This window comes from Flavobacterium sp. UW10123, from assembly GCF_040538975.1.
In the GTDB taxonomy this organism is placed as follows: Bacteria; Bacteroidota; Bacteroidia; order Flavobacteriales; family Flavobacteriaceae; genus Flavobacterium.
In genome coordinates, this window is record NZ_JBEWQE010000008.1 from 20,580 (window position 1) to 36,017 (window position 15,438).

Below are 15,438 nucleotides of genomic sequence, written 5' to 3' on the forward strand. Positions count from 1 at the left end.
CTATTCTTACACTTGCATTTATATTTAAAAAAAAGAAAATTACTACACAAATAAACAACCAATCTGCTAACTAAACCGTTGTCTAATCTTTCTTTTAGGTTTATTATAAAATGAAACGCATTTGCAATAATTAATTTCTTAATACCAAAATCATCAATATATAAAAAGCTTAAACAAAAAAAAGTCCCAATTTGCATTGGGACTTTTAAATATATTAACTGAATCTTATTTCAATTTCTTTTTGATTGCAACTTCATGGTAAGATTCAATAACATCATTAATCTCAATATCATTAAATCCTTTTATCTGAATACCACAATCGTAACCTTTAGTTACCTCTTTCACATCGTCTTTGAAACGTTTTAAAGCAACTAATTCACCTGTATGAACTACAACTCCATCTCTAATAACTCTAATTTTAGCAGCTCTCAAAATTTTACCATCAGTTACCATACAACCAGCAATTGATCCAACTTTAGAAATTTTGAAAATCTCACGGATCTCGGCTGTTCCTAAAACTTCTTCTTTCATCTCAGGAGCCAACATTCCTTCCATCGCATCTTTCAAGTCATCGATAGCCGCGTAAATAATAGAATAATAACGGATATCAATTTCTTCTTTATCTGCCAGCTGTCTTGCATTTCCAGCAGGACGAACGTTAAATCCGATGATGATTGCGTCAGATGCAGAAGCCAAGTTAACATCGGTTTCTGTAATTGCACCAACTCCTTTGTGGATAATATTGATTTGAACTTCCTCTGTAGAAAGTTTTGAGAACGAATCTGATAATGCTTCAACAGATCCATCCACGTCTCCTTTAAGAATTACGTTCAATTCTTTAAATTGACCAAGAGCGATACGACGTCCAATTTCATCAAGCGTAATATGTCTTTGAGTACGCACAGACTGTTCACGCATTAATTGAGAACGTTTAGATGCAATTTGTTTTGCTTCTTTTTCATCTTCAAATACGTTAAACTTATCACCAGCAGTTGCTGCTCCATCCAAACCTAAAACAGATACTGGAGTCGAAGGTCCAGCACTTAATACTGTATGCCCTCTTTCATCATGCATCGCTTTAACCTTACCATGATGTTTACCAGCAAGCATATAATCTCCAATTTTCAAAGTACCTTGTTGTACTAAAATTGTAGACACATAACCCTTTCCTTTATCCAAGTAAGCTTCAACAACAGTTCCTTGAGCCGCTTTATTTGGATTTGCTTTTAGATCTAAAATCTCAGCTTCCAATAAAACTTTCTCCAATAATTCTTTTACTCCTGTTCCAACTTTTGCAGAAATATCATGCGATTGAATTTTTCCACCCCAATCTTCAACAAGTAAATTCATACCAGCCAAACGCTCTTTAATTTTATCAACATTCGCGTTTGGTTTATCAATTTTATTGATTGCAAATATAATTGGCACTCCCGCAGCTTGTGCGTGAGAAATCGCCTCTTTTGTTTGTGGCATGATATCATCATCTGCCGCAACAACGATAATAGCTATATCGGTAACCTGAGCTCCACGTGCACGCATCGCGGTAAACGCCTCGTGTCCTGGAGTATCTAAGAATGCAATTTTTTGCCCGTTATCTAGAGTAACCCCATACGCCCCAATATGCTGTGTAATACCTCCTGACTCACCAGCAATAACATTTTCTTTACGAATATAATCCAGTAAAGATGTTTTACCGTGGTCAACGTGACCCATTACTGTCACAATTGGCGCTCTAGTTACTAAATCTTCTTCTTTATCTTCTACAACTTCAATCGCTTCTTCGATATCTACTGTAATAAATTCAACATCGTAACCAAACTCATCAGCAACGATAGTTAAAGTTTCAGCATCTAAACGCTGGTTCATGGTAACCATGATACCAAGAGACATACAAGTTCCAATTACTTTAGTAATCGGCACATCCATCATGATTGCAATTTCACCTACAGTAACGAACTCTGTAACTTTAATAGTTTTACTTCCTTCGTCAAGAGCTCTTTGCTCATCATCAGATTTCTGACGGTGCGTTTCTCTTTTATCTCTTCTATATTTTGCCGCTTTAGATTTCCCTCCTTTACCTTGAAGTTTTTCAAGAGTTTCTCTAATTTGGTTTTTTACTTCTTCTTCAGTAGGCTCAACTTTAGCTACAATTGCAGGACGGTTTCCTTTTACAAAACCTGGTCTTTGGCTTCTATTAGCATTAAAACCTCCACCATTGTTATTCTGAGCAGGCTTATTTGGATTTGGTGTTCCAGGCGCATTACCTGTAGCAGGTTTTGGCGCACCAGGCGTACCCGGTTTTGGACCAATTCTTTTACGCTTATTTTTATTTGCGTTATTATTATTCCCAACTCCAGGAGTTCCAGGTTTATTCTGAGCCGCTTTAGGATCTTCTTTCTTTTTCTTAGGCTTATTAAATTGAGACAAATCAATTGTCTGACCTGTAAGAGTTGTTCCTGTAAGCTTTTGATATTGAGTAGTAATAGTTTCCTCTGAAGTTGTCGGATCAGTAGACACGATTGGCTCCTGCGCAACTTTAGATTCTGCTTTAACTTCTTTTTTCTCAGTAATAATAGGTTCTTCTTTTTTAGTTTCAGAAACAGGAGTTGAAACAACTGGTTCAGATTTTACTGTTTCATTTTGAACAGGTTTTTCTGGCTGCACAGGCGCAGCAACAGCTTTTGGTTCTTCAACCTTAACCGTTTCCTCAGAAGGAGTAATCGCAGGTTTTTTTGGATTCAAGTCAATTTTACCAACTTGTACAGGTCCCGAAACAACTGCTCTTGCTTTAATTATTTCTTGCTGTTTTTGACGCTCTTCTTCTTGTCTGCGTTTGTCTTCAATTTCTTTCTCACGCTCTACGCGTAATGCTTCTTTTTCCTTTCTTTTTTCTTCTCCAACCTCTTTAGAAGCCTCCTTGTTCCCCTTATCGCCCGCAAATTGGCTTTGAAGGATATTAAACTCGCTATCAGAAATTTTTGCATTTGGATTTGCATCAATAGCAATTCCCTTATCTTTTAGATAATCTACAGCTCTTTCTAACGAAATATTTAATTCCCTTAAAACCTTGTTTATTCTTATTACTCTCTCTTCAGACATATAACCTTTTTATTATTACCTTTTTCGTTGTGTTGTTAGAGCAGATGTAAGCTATTGCTTAATTATCAAACTCTTCTTTTAGTATCTTCATAACATCTAGAATCGTTTCCTCTTCTAAGTCTGTTCTTCTTACTAAATCTTCTACGTCGTGTTTCAAGATACTTTTTGCAGTATCCAAACCGATTTTTGCAAACTCTTCAATTACCCACTCTTCGATCTCATCTGAGAACTCTGTTAATTCAACATCGTCTTCATCTGCAACAGTACCGGCAACATCTCCTTCACGAATAACATCTAGCTCATAACCTGTCAATTGACCTGCCAATTTGATATTGTGACCACCTCTACCAATTGCTTTAGAAACCTCTTCTAATTTCAAGAATACTTCAGCACGTTTGTTATCTTCATCAATTTTGATAGAAGAAACTTTAGCAGGGCTTAAAGCTCTTGTAATAAATAATTGAATATTGTTTGTATAATTGATTACATCAATATTTTCATTTCCTAATTCGCGAACAATTCCGTGAATACGAGAACCTTTCATTCCCACACAAGCTCCAACTGGATCAATTCTATCATCGTAAGAATCAACAGCTACTTTTGCTTTTTCACCAGGAATACGAACTACATTTTTCACAGTAATTAATCCGTCGAAAACTTCTGGGATTTCTTGCTCAAATAATTTCTCTAAGAACTTCTCAGAAGTTCTAGACATAATAATCTGAGGTTTGTTTCCTTTTAATTCAACGCTTTCAATAATTCCACGAACATTATCTCCTTTACGGAAGAAATCTGATGGAATTTGTTTTTCTTTTGGAAGCACAATCTCGTTTCCTTCATCATCAACTAAGATAACTACTCTTGGACGTACGTGGTGCACTTCTGCTGTATAAATATCACCGATAATATCTTTAAACTGTTTGTATAAGTTTGTATTATCGTGTTCGTGAATTTTAGATATTAGATTCTGACGAAGCGCTAAGATAGCTCTTCTCCCTAAATCAATCAATTTTACTTCTTCAGAAACTTCTTCTCCAATTTCAAAATCCGCTTCAATTTTTCTTGCTTCAGTCAATGTAATTTCCTCATTTTCAAAATCAAGATCCTCATCAGCAACAATTACTCTTCTTCTCCAAATCTCCATATCACCTTTATCAGGATTAATAATGATATCGAAATTTTCATCTGAACCGTATTTTTTCTTTAATGCATTTCTAAATACGTCCTCTAAAATTGCCATAAGCGTTACACGATCAATAAGTTTATTATCTTTAAACTCTGAGAATGAATCGATTAATGCTAAATTTTCCATGCGAATTTTTTAATTAAAATTAAAATGTTACCGTAACAACTGCCTCTTTAATTTCTGTATAAGGTATTTGTTGCTCTTTTTGAACTGTTTCTTTTCCTTTTCCTACTTTTTTCGGTTCTCTTGCTTTCCAAGACAAAATTATGAAAACATCATTAGCTTCTACCAATTCCGCTTCGATTTTTTCTGTATTTGTGGTAACAATCAACGTTCTACCAACATTTTTCTTGTATTGTCTTATCATTTTAAGAGGAGTTCCTACCCCAACCGATGCTACTTCAAGCGAGAAATCCTGCTCTTCACGATCCAGATTATTCTCGATTGCGCGACTGATATCTATGCAGTCTTGCAGCGCCACTCCATTATCTCCGTCTAAACCAACACTAATTTTAAAAGAATCCGAAACTGCCAAATCAACCAAAAAGACTGATGGTTTTTCCAGAAGAGCTTCCGTAATTAATCCGTTTACTTTTTCTTTAAATGTCATAATTTTATAAAAAGAGGGGACACTTAGTCCCCTCATTATTTAGATTTTAATAAATAACAGTGCAAATATAGTGTTTTTTTTATAAATCAAATAAATTGATTGCTCTAAAATAATTTCTTATCTTTATATAGCATTAAAAACGCGAATTATTCATAATTTTTAACCCTCAAAATCATGAAACGAATTTTAGTACCTACCGACTTCTCAGAACATGCAGAAGACGCTTTAAAAGTTGCCGCTCAAATCGCAAAAAAGAACAATTCTGAACTCATTCTTCTTCATATGCTCGAATTGCCGCAGCAATCAAACGACGCTGTATTGGGCGGAACCAGCATTCCTGAAGCCATGCTTTTTATGAAGAAAGCAAACGAAACACTAGACGAAGTTGCCTCTAGAGATTACCTAGAAGGAATCCCGGTAACTGAAATCGTAAAAATGGACAAACCTATACACGGCATCACTCAAATTAGTAAAGATTACGACGTTGATTTAATTGTCATGGGATCGCATGGATCTTCTGGCGTTGAAGAACTTCTAATAGGCTCAAATACAGAAAAAGTAGTCAGAAACTCTGAAATTCCTGTTTTAGTCATCAAGAAAAATATTCCAAATTTTAATGCAGCCAATATTGTTTTTGCTTCTGACTTTTCAGACGAAGCAAAAAAACCATTTGAAAAACTTTTAAATTTCACCAAACTATTTGATTCGAAATTACACTTGGTCACCATCTGCACCCCTAACAGCTTCAAACCAACTCATGTTAGCGAGGAGGCAATGAATGATTTTATTGAAGAATTTAATATCTCTAACTACACTACCCAAATTTACAACGACACCAATATCGAAAAAGGAATCATCAATTTCTCCAACAGAATAGACGCCGATGTTATCGGAATGTGCACACATGGCAGAACTGGTTTTGCACACTTCTTTAACGGAAGCATCAGCGAAGGCCTGGTTAATCACGCCGTTAAACCCGTAATTACATTTAAAATCTAAAAAAGCAAAAGCTTCTCAATTGAGAAGCTTTTTTATTAATATTAAACTTAAAGAAACTCAACAGCATTTCAACTTCTTTTTCACTTCCCTCCCGTAACAGCATCAATTAATGGGGCAACTAATGGTGTAACAGTATCAACAACCTTCAATAAATCATCAAGAATACCTTCGCCTTGCACTTCTTTCATTTCAGAAGCACTCAATTTTTCCGAATTGAATTTTTCAAAATTATCCATAACTTCATTTTTTTATAGTTATTAATTAGCTAAAAACAAAAACATACTGCAGTATTTTTGCCATATCAAATATATACAAATTACTGATAAACAACAATATACAATAAAAAATAAGAAAACAAAAACTCTTCACCCATAAAAAACACCTTATTCATGAGCTTTTAAACAAAGTTTATTTGAACTTCACAACAAAGTCTCCCGCCAGCTTTATCCAGAACTTTGTCAAATAAAATTTAAAAGCATATATCATGAAAACAATAGACAAAATTTACATTAATGGAGAATTCGTAACTCCAAACGGAACTGAGTATTTTGATTTAATCAGCCCAACAACAAACGAAAAATTAGGAAAAGTCCGTTTAAGCAACACAGAAGACACTCAAAAAGCTATTGAAGCAGCCAAAAATGCTTTCAAAACTTTTTCAAAAACAACAGCTTCAGAAAGAATCCAATTCCTTAAAAACATCAAATCTTCTGTTGAAAAAAGAAAAGACGATTTTATCAATGTAATGACAGAAGAATACGGAGGAACATTTCAGTTTGCAAGCGTAAGCTACGATTATATGCTGAAAAGTTTTGACTCTGCAATAAACCTTCTTAACTCTTACAGTTTTGTTAAAACAATGGGCGAATCTGAAGTCCAGATGACACCAATTGGCGTTGTCGGAATCATCATTCCATGGAATTCAAGCAATGGTTTTATCTGCAGCAAACTATCTACAGCAATTGCAGCTGGATGCACAACTGTAATTAAGCCTAGCGAAATGAGTGCTCAACAAACACAATTAATTTTAGAATGTCTTCACGAAGCAAATCTTCCAAGAGGAGTTTTTAATATTGTAAACGGATTGGGAGAAATTGTTGGTGCGGAAATAAGCAGAAATCCAGATATTGCCAAAATATCTTTTACAGGATCAACTAATGTTGGAAAAATAATTGCAAAAGAAGCAGTCAATACCATGAAAAGAGTCACTCTTGAACTTGGCGGAAAATCTCCAAACATTATTCTAGATGATGCCGATTTATCGAAAGCTATTCCGCTTGCCATTGGCGCAGCATTTATGAATAGCGGACAGGCTTGTATTGCCGGAACTAGATTATTGATTCCAGAAAACAAATTAGACGAAGTAAAATCTCTTATCAAAGAAACGATTCCAAATTTCATTGTTGGAGACCCAAAAAATCCAAACACTGCAGTCGGACCAATGGTTAGCGAAAAACAATTTAATCGCGTTCAAGATTATATTCAGACAGGAATTAATGAAGGCGCAGAAATATTAAGTGGCGGACTCGGAAAACCGGAAGGACTAGAAAGCGGGAATTTCGTAAAACCAACTGTTTTCATCAACGTTAACAATCAGATGCGCATTGCTAGAGAAGAAATATTCGGCCCTGTTTTATCTGTCATTACTTATAAAACAGAAGAAGAAGCCATTGAAATTGCAAATGACACCACTTACGGATTACAAGCTTACGTAAGTTCATCAGATTCAGAAAGAGCACACAATGTCGCTTCACAACTTAATGCAGGCCGAGTTCAGATTAACGGAATTAGCCATGATCCAATGGCTCCTTTTGGCGGATTTAAACAATCTGGAATTGGACGCGAATTTGGAACAATTGGCCTTGAAGCTTATCTAGAACCAAGAGCATTAATTCAGCAAAAATAATCTTCATCAATCTGGAAATCTTTACACCTAAAGATTTCCAGATCTTTTAGTATTTTTACAATATGAGCATCAAACCAAATACAAAGCCCAAAATCCTTTACTCGTGCTATTATTCACGCAGTCGAGAAGGCGAACATTTTATACCCGAACATGTTTTTAGCTATCAAATTTCTGGCGAAATGATTGCTTCAGACAGCAAAAACACTTTTCATTCAAAACCAGGAGATTTTCGCTTTAGCAGAAGAAACCATTTAGCAAAATTTACCAAGATTCCGCCAGAAGGAGGAGAATTTAAAACCATTTCTCTTTTTCTTGATCAGGAAATTTTAAAAGAAATCAGCAAAGAATATAATTTGAAAGCCGACAAAAAAGCAGATTCAGACGCTATGTTTTCATTAGCTCCAAACCCACTTTACAAGTCTTTCATGGAATCTCTGCTGTCTTATCTTGAAGTTGAAGAAGAAAACAACGAGGCTTTATTCAATTTAAAAATCAAAGAAGCCATTCACCTTTTATTAAAAGTAAATCCAGAATTAAAAGACATTTTATTTGATTTTAATGAACCTGGCAAAATCGACTTAGAAGCTTTTATGAATAAGAATTTTCACTTCAACGTTCAAATGCAGCGATTCGCGTATCTTACAGGAAGAAGTTTAGCCACCTTTAAAAGAGATTTTCAAAAAGTATTTCAGGAAACACCCGGAAAATGGCTTTTAAACAAAAGACTTCAAGAGGCTTATTATTTAATCAGTCAAGGAAATCCACCATCAGATGTCTATATAGGAGTCGGCTTTGAAGATCTATCGCATTTTTCATTTTCCTTTAAAAAGAAATTCGGAATCGTCCCTTCGTCTTTAAATCATAAATAAACCTTCTACAACATACCTCCCAGAATACGTCTTTCGCAATAAGCTCCCCGTGGTTGAAATCACAGGCTATATTAAAATAAAACTCGGAAAATCTCACCAACAAAGCTTTGCAAACTCTGCATTCTTAAAAAAAATATTCCTTGCGCACTTTGCGAATACCTTAGCGCGCTTTGCGTTAAAAAACATCCCGAATTCAAAGCATAAAAAAAGCCTCTCATTTCTGAGAGGCTTTTCTGTTGGTCTACTAGGACTCGAACCTAGAAAGACGGCACCAAAAACCGTAGTGTTACCATTACACCATAGACCAGCAGTGCGGTTAAGCGGGTGCAAAATTAAAACTTTATTTAATTTATGCAAATTTTAAATGAAACTTTTTTAAATAAAAAAAAGTCTCTCATTTCTGAGAGACTTTTCTGTTGGTCTACTAGGACTCGAACCTAGAAAGACGGCACCAAAAACCGTAGTGTTACCATTACACCATAGACCAGCAGTGCTGTAAAGCGAGTGCAAATTTAAGTCTTTATTTAGTTTGTGCAAACTTTTTGAGCAAAAAAAATCATTTTTTTTGTTTTTTTTCACATTGAAATCTACTTCCACTTCGAAAACTTCTCAGAAACAACACGTTACTTTAAACTTATAGTTTTATAGAATTTTTTGTTAATGCTCGTTTCTTTACATAAAAAAACATTTTCTTTGTAGGATAGAAAAACATTCAAATTTTTAACACCTAAATATGGCACAATTCAATTTCAATAAATGGAATACAATTATTGGTTGGTTTGCATTTGCAATCGCTTTAATAACTTATACATTAACAGTTGAACCTACAATGAGCTTTTGGGATTGCGGAGAATATATTGCTACCGCAGCCAAACTAGAAGTAGGTCACCCGCCAGGAGCTCCACTTTTCCAAATGATGGGTGCGTTTTTTGCAATGTTTGCGATAGATGCTCAACATGTGGCTCTAATGGTTAACATGATGTCTGTTTTCTCTAGCGCATTTACTATATTATTTATGTTCTGGTCATCGACTATGATTTTGAAAAAGATTGTAGCTCGTTTTGCCGAAATTGACCAAAATAACTCGATTGTTATTTTAGGGAGTTCTTTTGTAGGTGCTTTGGCTTACACTTTCTCTGATAGCTTTTGGTTTAATGCCGTAGAAGCGGAAGTTTACGCAATGGCTTCTTTATTAATCGCATTACTTTTCTGGCTTGGTTTACGTTGGGAACAAGACATGGACAAACCAAAAGGAAATAAATGGCTTTTAATTATTTCACTAGTTGTTGGTCTTTCGTTTGGAGTTCACTTTATGGCTCTTTTAACTATTCCTTCTATTGGATTCTTATATTATTTCAAACACTACGAAAAAGTTACAATCAAGAATTTTATCGTTGCTAACGTAGTTGTTATCGGAATTTTATTATTCATCTTCAAATTACTTCTTCCTCTTACTATGGCATTTTTCGGAAAAACCGAGATTTTCATGGTAAACAGCATGGGACTTCCATTTAACTCAGGAACCATATTTGTAGCATTATTATTTGTTGCCTTTTTCTATTTTGGCTTAAAATATACTAGACAAAAAGGTCTAATATTTTACAACACTATTATATTGTGTATTTTGTTCATCTTGATTGGTTTCTCAACTTGGTTAATGCTTCCTGTTCGTGCAAACGCCAACACAGTTATTAACGAAAATAAACCGTCAGATGCTACTGAGGTTTTGGCTTATTATAATCGTGAGCAATATGGTGTGAATCCTTTATTTTATGGGCCTCAATACACTGAACTTTTTGCTGGTCTTGATGCTAAAACTCCTTATTTAGACAAAAAACCAAACTACGAAAGAGATTATAAAACAGGTAAATATATTATTACCAATAATTACAAAAACGCAGAACAAAATTCTGATGATAATCAGAAAGCAATTCTGCCAAGAATGTGGAGTACAGAAACGGGGCACATTCAAAACTATATCAACTTTACAAATCCTCCAAAATTCAGAATCGATCCAAATCATAATTATGATGAAGATTTGGCAAAATACGGAATTGATGCAAGTCAATTAAGTGAAGATGAATACAACAAGGCTACAGCTCAATTGCGCAATGAGGTTGAAAAAACAGTTTCTGAGTTCAGAAAAGCTTATGCTCAAAAGCAAATTGATAATGAAGGTTATGTAAAATTCTTAAGAAGTTACGGAGAGTATTTACTTATCGAAAAGCCTACTACAGCAGATAACTTTGCCTTTATGTTTGAATACCAATTTGGGTATATGTACTGGAGATATTTGATGTGGAATTTTGTTGGACGTCAAAATGATATTCAAGGCAAATATGATAATTTGGACGGAAATTGGATTAGCGGCATTAAAGCTTTAGATTCTGTTCATTTAGGTTCGCAAGACAATTTACCATCAGATGTATTAAATAATAAAGGACGTAATGCTTATTATTTCCTTCCATTTATCTTAGGATTGATTGGTATCATGTATCACGCCAATAAGGATTTGAAGAGCTTCTATGTACTTTTGGCTTTATTTTTATTTACAGGAATTGCATTAAAAATATATTTAAATGAAAGACCTTTTGAACCTCGTGAAAGAGATTACGCTTTAGTGGGTTCATTCTATGTCTTTGCCATCTGGATCGGATTTGGCGTTTACTCGCTCTATGAAAGTTTCCAGAAATACCTTGCTCCAAAAATTGCAGGACCAGTAATTATTGCTGGAAGTTTATTGGCAGCGCCAGTTTTAATGGCTTCTCAAAACTGGGATGATCACGATAGATCTGGAAGATATACTGCTGTTGCAATGGCAAAAGCTTATTTGAGTTCTTGTGATAAAGATGCAATCTTATTTACAATTGGAGATAACGACACCTTCCCTCTTTGGTATGCACAAGAAATTGAGCATTTTAGAACCGATGTGAAGATTGTAAATACAAGTTTATTTATGACAGATTGGTATATTGATCAAATGAAGGCTAAGTCTTACGAATCAAATCCATTGCCTATATCTTTTGAACATAGTCAATATGTGGGAGATAATTTAGATTACACAGCTTACATTCAGAAAATTGATACACGTTGGAATATTAAAGATTTTATCGATTTCATCAAAAACCCTAAATCGACTGTTGGTTTACAAAACGGACAAACTATCCATTTCTACCCAACAAATAAGATTAGAGTGAATGTGGATAAAAACACTATTATTCAAAATAAAGTAGTTAATCCTAAGTATTACGATTCTATTGTTCCTTACTTAGATATTGACATCAAAGGAAGCGCATTATACAAAAATCGTTTAATGATGCTTGATATTTTAGCCAATAACAATTGGAAAAGACCAATTTACTTTAGTGGTGGAGCTTTTGATGATGAAGATTATTTATGGCTAAAAGATTATCTGCAATTGGACGGAATGGTGTATAAATTAGTTCCAATAAAAAACACTCCTTCTAAAGATGGCGGACCATTAGACATGGGACAAATCGATGCAGATAAAATGTACGATATTGTAATGAAATGGGATTGGGGCAATAGTAATGGAAACATTTACCACGATCCTGAAACTAGAAGAAACAGTATTACGTACCGTACGAATCTTTCTAGATTAATGAACCAGCTTATTGCTGAAGGTAAAATTGACAAAGCTAAAAATGTAATCAATTTGGCAATGACCAAAATGCCTTTAGACCAATATGGATATTATTCTTTAGTTGAAGCTTTTACCGATGGCTATTATAAAGTTGGTGAAAAAGCTAAAGCACAAGATCTTTTAAACAAATTGGTTCAGAAATACAAAGAGAATCTAAACTATTACAGTACATTGACTCCTTCTGATCAAACTGATTTAGCTGTAGATATTATTACAGATATCGAACGTTACAGAAGTTTATTGCATGTAATGGATGAAAATAAAGACACTGCTTTTTACAACCAGCACAAAACTACATTTAATACTTACGTAAATGTTTTTGAGCGTTTTGGACGTGAAAAAGAGTAAATAATATACGAAAATCTTACTTATTAAAAAAATGCAGCGCTGTTTGATAAATAGCGCTGCATTTTTTAATTTTATACATATAATACAACTTTAATTCAAAATGAGCTTCTATTGGGTAAAAACTAATTCATTTATAAAAAAGGTGTTTTCTAAATATTGCTGGGACATTCCTAACAACGAAAAGAAAATATACCTGACTTTTGATGATGGCCCTACTCCAGAAATTACAGACTGGGTTTTATCTGAATTAAAAAAATTTGATGCAAAAGCTACTTTTTTCTGCATCGGAAAAAACATTAAAGCCAATCTGGCTCTATTTGAAAAGTTAATTACCGACGGACATTCAATTGGTAATCATACCATGAACCATGTAAATGGATGGAAAATACATACCAATGATTATATTGAAAATGTAAAAAACTGTGCAGCCGTTCTAGACGAACAAGAAAAGGCTCCTCACCGTTTATTATTTCGTCCTCCTTACGGGAAAATCAAAAAAGCGCAATCTAAAATTCTTAGAAGTTTAGGCTATAAAATAGTAATGTGGGATGTTTTAAGCGCTGATTTCGATCAAAGCATTACTCCTGAAAAATGCCTTGAAAATGTGACTAAAAACGTGAAATCTGGTAGCGTAATTGTGTTTCATGACAGCATTAAGGCTTCTCCAAATTTAAGATTTGCCTTGCCTCGAACACTGCATTTTTTAAAAGAAAACGGGTACAAGTTTGATATTATTCACTAAATAACATCAATAGAAAGAAGTTATTTAGACGTTGAATTGTTCTTGAACAATTCCAATTATAGTATTAGCATCAAGCTCTCCAGATTGTCTCCAGATCATTTGCCCTTCTTTGTAAATCATTAAAGTTGGAAGTCCTTTAATACGAAGCGCTTCTGCTAGTTCCTGATTTTTATCTACATCAATTTTGATTACTTTGGCTTTATCGCCAAGCGCAGCAGCTACGTCCTTAATAACAGGATGCATAGAAACTGAAGATTCATTCCAATCTGTGTAAAAATCAATTAACACTGGAACTTGAGCATTTATTAGTTCTCCAAATTTTGACATAAAACCAAAAAATTAAGTTTTTTAAATCTCTTAAAAGAAATAAATATTATACAAATGTAGCATTTTTAACGAATTAACCGACATTACGGCCTTTTTTTAGTTCAATAACTGTTATTTCAGGCATAATTCCAACTCGTCCCGGATAAGCGTGAAAACCAAAACCGCGGTTAACATAAACGTATCTTCCGACGTTTTCGTACAATCCAGCCCATTGTTTGTAAATATACTGCGCTAAACTCCATTTAAAATATCCTGGAATCTCAATTCCGAACTGCATACCGTGTGTGTGGCCTGCAAATGTCAAATGAAAATTCTTTGGATGATTTTTAATTTCGGCATCCCAATGGCTTGGATCATGACTCATTAAAACCTTGAAATCATCTTGATGTACGTTTTCAGAAGCTTTATTTAAATCACCTGCTTTTTTAAAATTCACTCCCCAGTTTTCTACACCAATCAAAGCAATTTTGTCATCGCCTTTCTGAATGTAAGTATGTTCGTTAAGCATTAATTTAAAGCCAATTTGACCATACAAATTTTTAATAGCCTTAAAGTTTTCGTCTTTTTCTTTTTCTGAAGGCCAAGTCACATATTCGCCATAATCATGATTTCCTAAAACTGCAAACTTCCCGTATTTATAATCTTTAATGCGGCTAAACGTTTCCAGCCAAGGATGCATTTCTTTAGCATGCGTGTTTACAATGTCTCCTGTAAATAAAATTAGATCCGATTCTTGCGCATTAATTAAATCAATGGCGTAATTGATTTTCTCTGGATTATCAAAACTTCCGCTGTGAACATCAGAAATCTGAGTGATTTTAAAACCGTCAAAAGCATCTGGAAGATCTGGAAAAAAAACAGTTTGTTTAATTACTTTAAAATTATATTTTCCTTCAAAAATTCCATAAATAATAGAAAGAAACGGAATCGCGGCCAAACCTAATGCCAGTTGGCTGACAAATTTTCGCCTGTCAGGCATCATCTCTTTTCTAGGAGTATTGTAAACAAAATAATTTAAGATGCTTGCCCCTATTCTAAAAATATCCTCTCCAAACATTATTAGCGTAAGCAAAATTTTTGGCACATATACCGTCAGCATCAAACCTGTGGTAAACATAAATTGTCTAGTTTGACCAACAGAACGATCAACTTGCGAAAAAGAATAGATAATAAAGACTAAGACCAGTAAGCTTATAACTTGATAACTAATCACAACCCAACGAGTTTTGACTAAAGTTCGAAAAGCTTGATATGAATAGAACTCAATAAATAATAAAAGAGCACATAGAATTACAAAACGAAGGATCATTTAATTTTTAGTTTTAAACAAAGTAACAAAGAATGCGAATTCTATTTCTTTTTATTATAAAAATTTTAACGCTGTTAAACATAAAAAAAGCTGAAAGATGTCTCTTTCAGCTTTAAACCTAACCAACCTTTAAAACTATTTAATCTCAAGATTTAAAGTCTCGTTTATTTTGCTTTTGGAGCCTCTGGTTTTGCAGCTTCTACTTTTTTATCACCTTTAGCTTTTTTGTTTGCTTTTTTATCTTGTTTTTCAGTTTTCACTTCTTTTGATTTTGCTGGTGCTGGAGTTGTTTGTGCACTTGCCATTGCAACTGTTCCTAAAACTGCTACTGTTAAAATTGCTAATTTTTTCATGACTTTAAATTTTTATGATTTATTAT

Annotated in this window: 12 protein-coding genes and 2 tRNA genes; 5 read left to right on the top strand and 9 right to left on the bottom strand. The window is 34.1% G+C overall.

Annotated elements, in window-relative coordinates; genetic code table 11:
* Positions 1-225: 225 nt before the first annotated feature.
* Genes infB through rimP form a run of 3 tightly spaced genes read right to left on the bottom strand, consistent with a single transcriptional unit; the run spans position 226 to position 4,895 of the window.
* Positions 226-3,099, bottom strand: coding sequence for a translation initiation factor IF-2 (gene infB, locus ABXT06_RS10390; RefSeq protein ID WP_354590703.1), 2,874 nt, complete (start codon positions 3,097-3,099; stop codon positions 226-228).
* Positions 3,100-3,157: 58 nt separating this feature from the next.
* Positions 3,158-4,411, bottom strand: coding sequence for a transcription termination factor NusA (nusA, locus tag ABXT06_RS10395; protein WP_095927936.1), 1,254 nt, complete (start codon positions 4,409-4,411; stop codon positions 3,158-3,160).
* 19 nt (positions 4,412-4,430) lie between these two features.
* A complete protein-coding gene (gene rimP, locus ABXT06_RS10400) occupies positions 4,431-4,895 on the bottom strand; it encodes a ribosome assembly cofactor RimP (protein ID WP_162536295.1) in 465 nt (154 codons plus the stop codon).
* A 174-nt stretch (positions 4,896-5,069) separates the two neighbouring features.
* On the opposite strand from rimP, the gene ABXT06_RS10405 reads away from it, so the two are divergent.
* Entirely contained in the window at positions 5,070-5,894 is an 825-nt protein-coding gene (locus ABXT06_RS10405) for a universal stress protein (RefSeq protein WP_354590704.1), read from the top strand.
* A gap of 80 nt (positions 5,895-5,974) precedes the next feature.
* Here the strand turns inward: ABXT06_RS10405 and ABXT06_RS10410 are convergent, their stop codons facing one another.
* On the bottom strand, positions 5,975-6,130 hold the full coding sequence (locus ABXT06_RS10410; protein WP_354590705.1) for a hypothetical protein: 156 nt from the start codon (positions 6,128-6,130) through the stop codon (positions 5,975-5,977).
* 248 nt (positions 6,131-6,378) lie between these two features.
* Between ABXT06_RS10410 and ABXT06_RS10415 the strand changes: the two genes are divergently transcribed.
* A complete protein-coding gene (locus ABXT06_RS10415) occupies positions 6,379-7,800 on the top strand; it encodes an aldehyde dehydrogenase family protein (RefSeq protein ID WP_354590706.1) in 1,422 nt (473 codons plus the stop codon).
* A gap of 62 nt (positions 7,801-7,862) precedes the next feature.
* Positions 7,863-8,669: a helix-turn-helix domain-containing protein gene (locus tag ABXT06_RS10420; RefSeq protein WP_354590707.1), complete on the top strand. Its 807-nt coding sequence runs from the start codon at positions 7,863-7,865 to the stop codon at positions 8,667-8,669.
* A 236-nt stretch (positions 8,670-8,905) separates the two neighbouring features.
* Here ABXT06_RS10420 and ABXT06_RS10425 read toward each other — a convergent pair.
* Together ABXT06_RS10425 and ABXT06_RS10430 are read right to left on the bottom strand one after the other, a co-directional pair.
* Positions 8,906-8,976 (bottom strand) — tRNA-Gln (locus ABXT06_RS10425).
* Positions 8,977-9,085: 109 nt separating this feature from the next.
* Positions 9,086-9,156: transfer RNA gene (locus ABXT06_RS10430), tRNA-Gln, on the bottom strand.
* A gap of 246 nt (positions 9,157-9,402) precedes the next feature.
* On the opposite strand from ABXT06_RS10430, the gene ABXT06_RS10435 reads away from it, so the two are divergent.
* Positions 9,403-12,681 carry a glycosyltransferase family 117 protein gene (locus ABXT06_RS10435; protein WP_354590708.1) on the top strand — a complete coding sequence of 1,093 codons (3,279 nt, stop codon included), beginning with the start codon at positions 9,403-9,405 and terminating at the stop codon, positions 12,679-12,681.
* Between the two features lie 100 nt (positions 12,682-12,781).
* Complete coding sequence (locus ABXT06_RS10440; RefSeq protein WP_354590709.1) at positions 12,782-13,423, top strand: polysaccharide deacetylase family protein; 642 nt, start codon at positions 12,782-12,784, stop codon at positions 13,421-13,423.
* A 24-nt stretch (positions 13,424-13,447) separates the two neighbouring features.
* Here ABXT06_RS10440 and ABXT06_RS10445 read toward each other — a convergent pair whose 3' ends face one another.
* The 3 genes from ABXT06_RS10445 to ABXT06_RS10455 form a co-directional block, all read right to left on the bottom strand.
* Positions 13,448-13,750 (bottom strand): thioredoxin family protein, encoded by a 303-nt coding sequence (locus tag ABXT06_RS10445; protein WP_008466807.1) that lies wholly within the window; start codon positions 13,748-13,750, stop codon positions 13,448-13,450.
* A 73-nt stretch (positions 13,751-13,823) separates the two neighbouring features.
* Positions 13,824-15,059 carry a metallophosphoesterase gene (locus ABXT06_RS10450; protein ID WP_354590710.1) on the bottom strand — a complete coding sequence of 412 codons (1,236 nt, stop codon included), beginning with the start codon at positions 15,057-15,059 and terminating at the stop codon, positions 13,824-13,826.
* A gap of 164 nt (positions 15,060-15,223) precedes the next feature.
* Positions 15,224-15,412, bottom strand: a complete 189-nt coding sequence (locus ABXT06_RS10455) for a hypothetical protein (protein ID WP_354590711.1) — start codon at positions 15,410-15,412, stop codon at positions 15,224-15,226.
* Between the last annotated feature and the right edge of the window lie 26 nt (positions 15,413-15,438).

Bases quoted from the DNA above. Each gene is read 5' to 3' on its own strand.
- ABXT06_RS10420 (WP_354590707.1), top strand. From the start codon at position 7,863: ATGAGCATCAAACCAAATACAAAGCCCAAAATCCTTTACTCGTGCTAT.
- ABXT06_RS10435 (WP_354590708.1), top strand. From the start codon at position 9,403: ATGGCACAATTCAATTTCAATAAATGGAATACAATTATTGGTTGGTTT.
- ABXT06_RS10405 (WP_354590704.1), top strand. From the start codon at position 5,070: ATGAAACGAATTTTAGTACCTACCGACTTCTCAGAACATGCAGAAGAC.
- ABXT06_RS10440 (WP_354590709.1), top strand. From the start codon at position 12,782: ATGAGCTTCTATTGGGTAAAAACTAATTCATTTATAAAAAAGGTGTTT.
- infB (WP_354590703.1), bottom strand. From the start codon at position 3,099: ATGTCTGAAGAGAGAGTAATAAGAATAAACAAGGTTTTAAGGGAATTA.
- nusA (WP_095927936.1), bottom strand. From the start codon at position 4,411: ATGGAAAATTTAGCATTAATCGATTCATTCTCAGAGTTTAAAGATAAT.
- rimP (WP_162536295.1), bottom strand. From the start codon at position 4,895: ATGACATTTAAAGAAAAAGTAAACGGATTAATTACGGAAGCTCTTCTG.
- ABXT06_RS10450 (WP_354590710.1), bottom strand. From the start codon at position 15,059: ATGATCCTTCGTTTTGTAATTCTATGTGCTCTTTTATTATTTATTGAG.
- ABXT06_RS10455 (WP_354590711.1), bottom strand. From the start codon at position 15,412: ATGAAAAAATTAGCAATTTTAACAGTAGCAGTTTTAGGAACAGTTGCA.
- ABXT06_RS10415 (WP_354590706.1), top strand. From the start codon at position 6,379: ATGAAAACAATAGACAAAATTTACATTAATGGAGAATTCGTAACTCCA.
- ABXT06_RS10410 (WP_354590705.1), bottom strand. From the start codon at position 6,130: ATGGATAATTTTGAAAAATTCAATTCGGAAAAATTGAGTGCTTCTGAA.
- ABXT06_RS10445 (WP_008466807.1), bottom strand. From the start codon at position 13,750: ATGTCAAAATTTGGAGAACTAATAAATGCTCAAGTTCCAGTGTTAATT.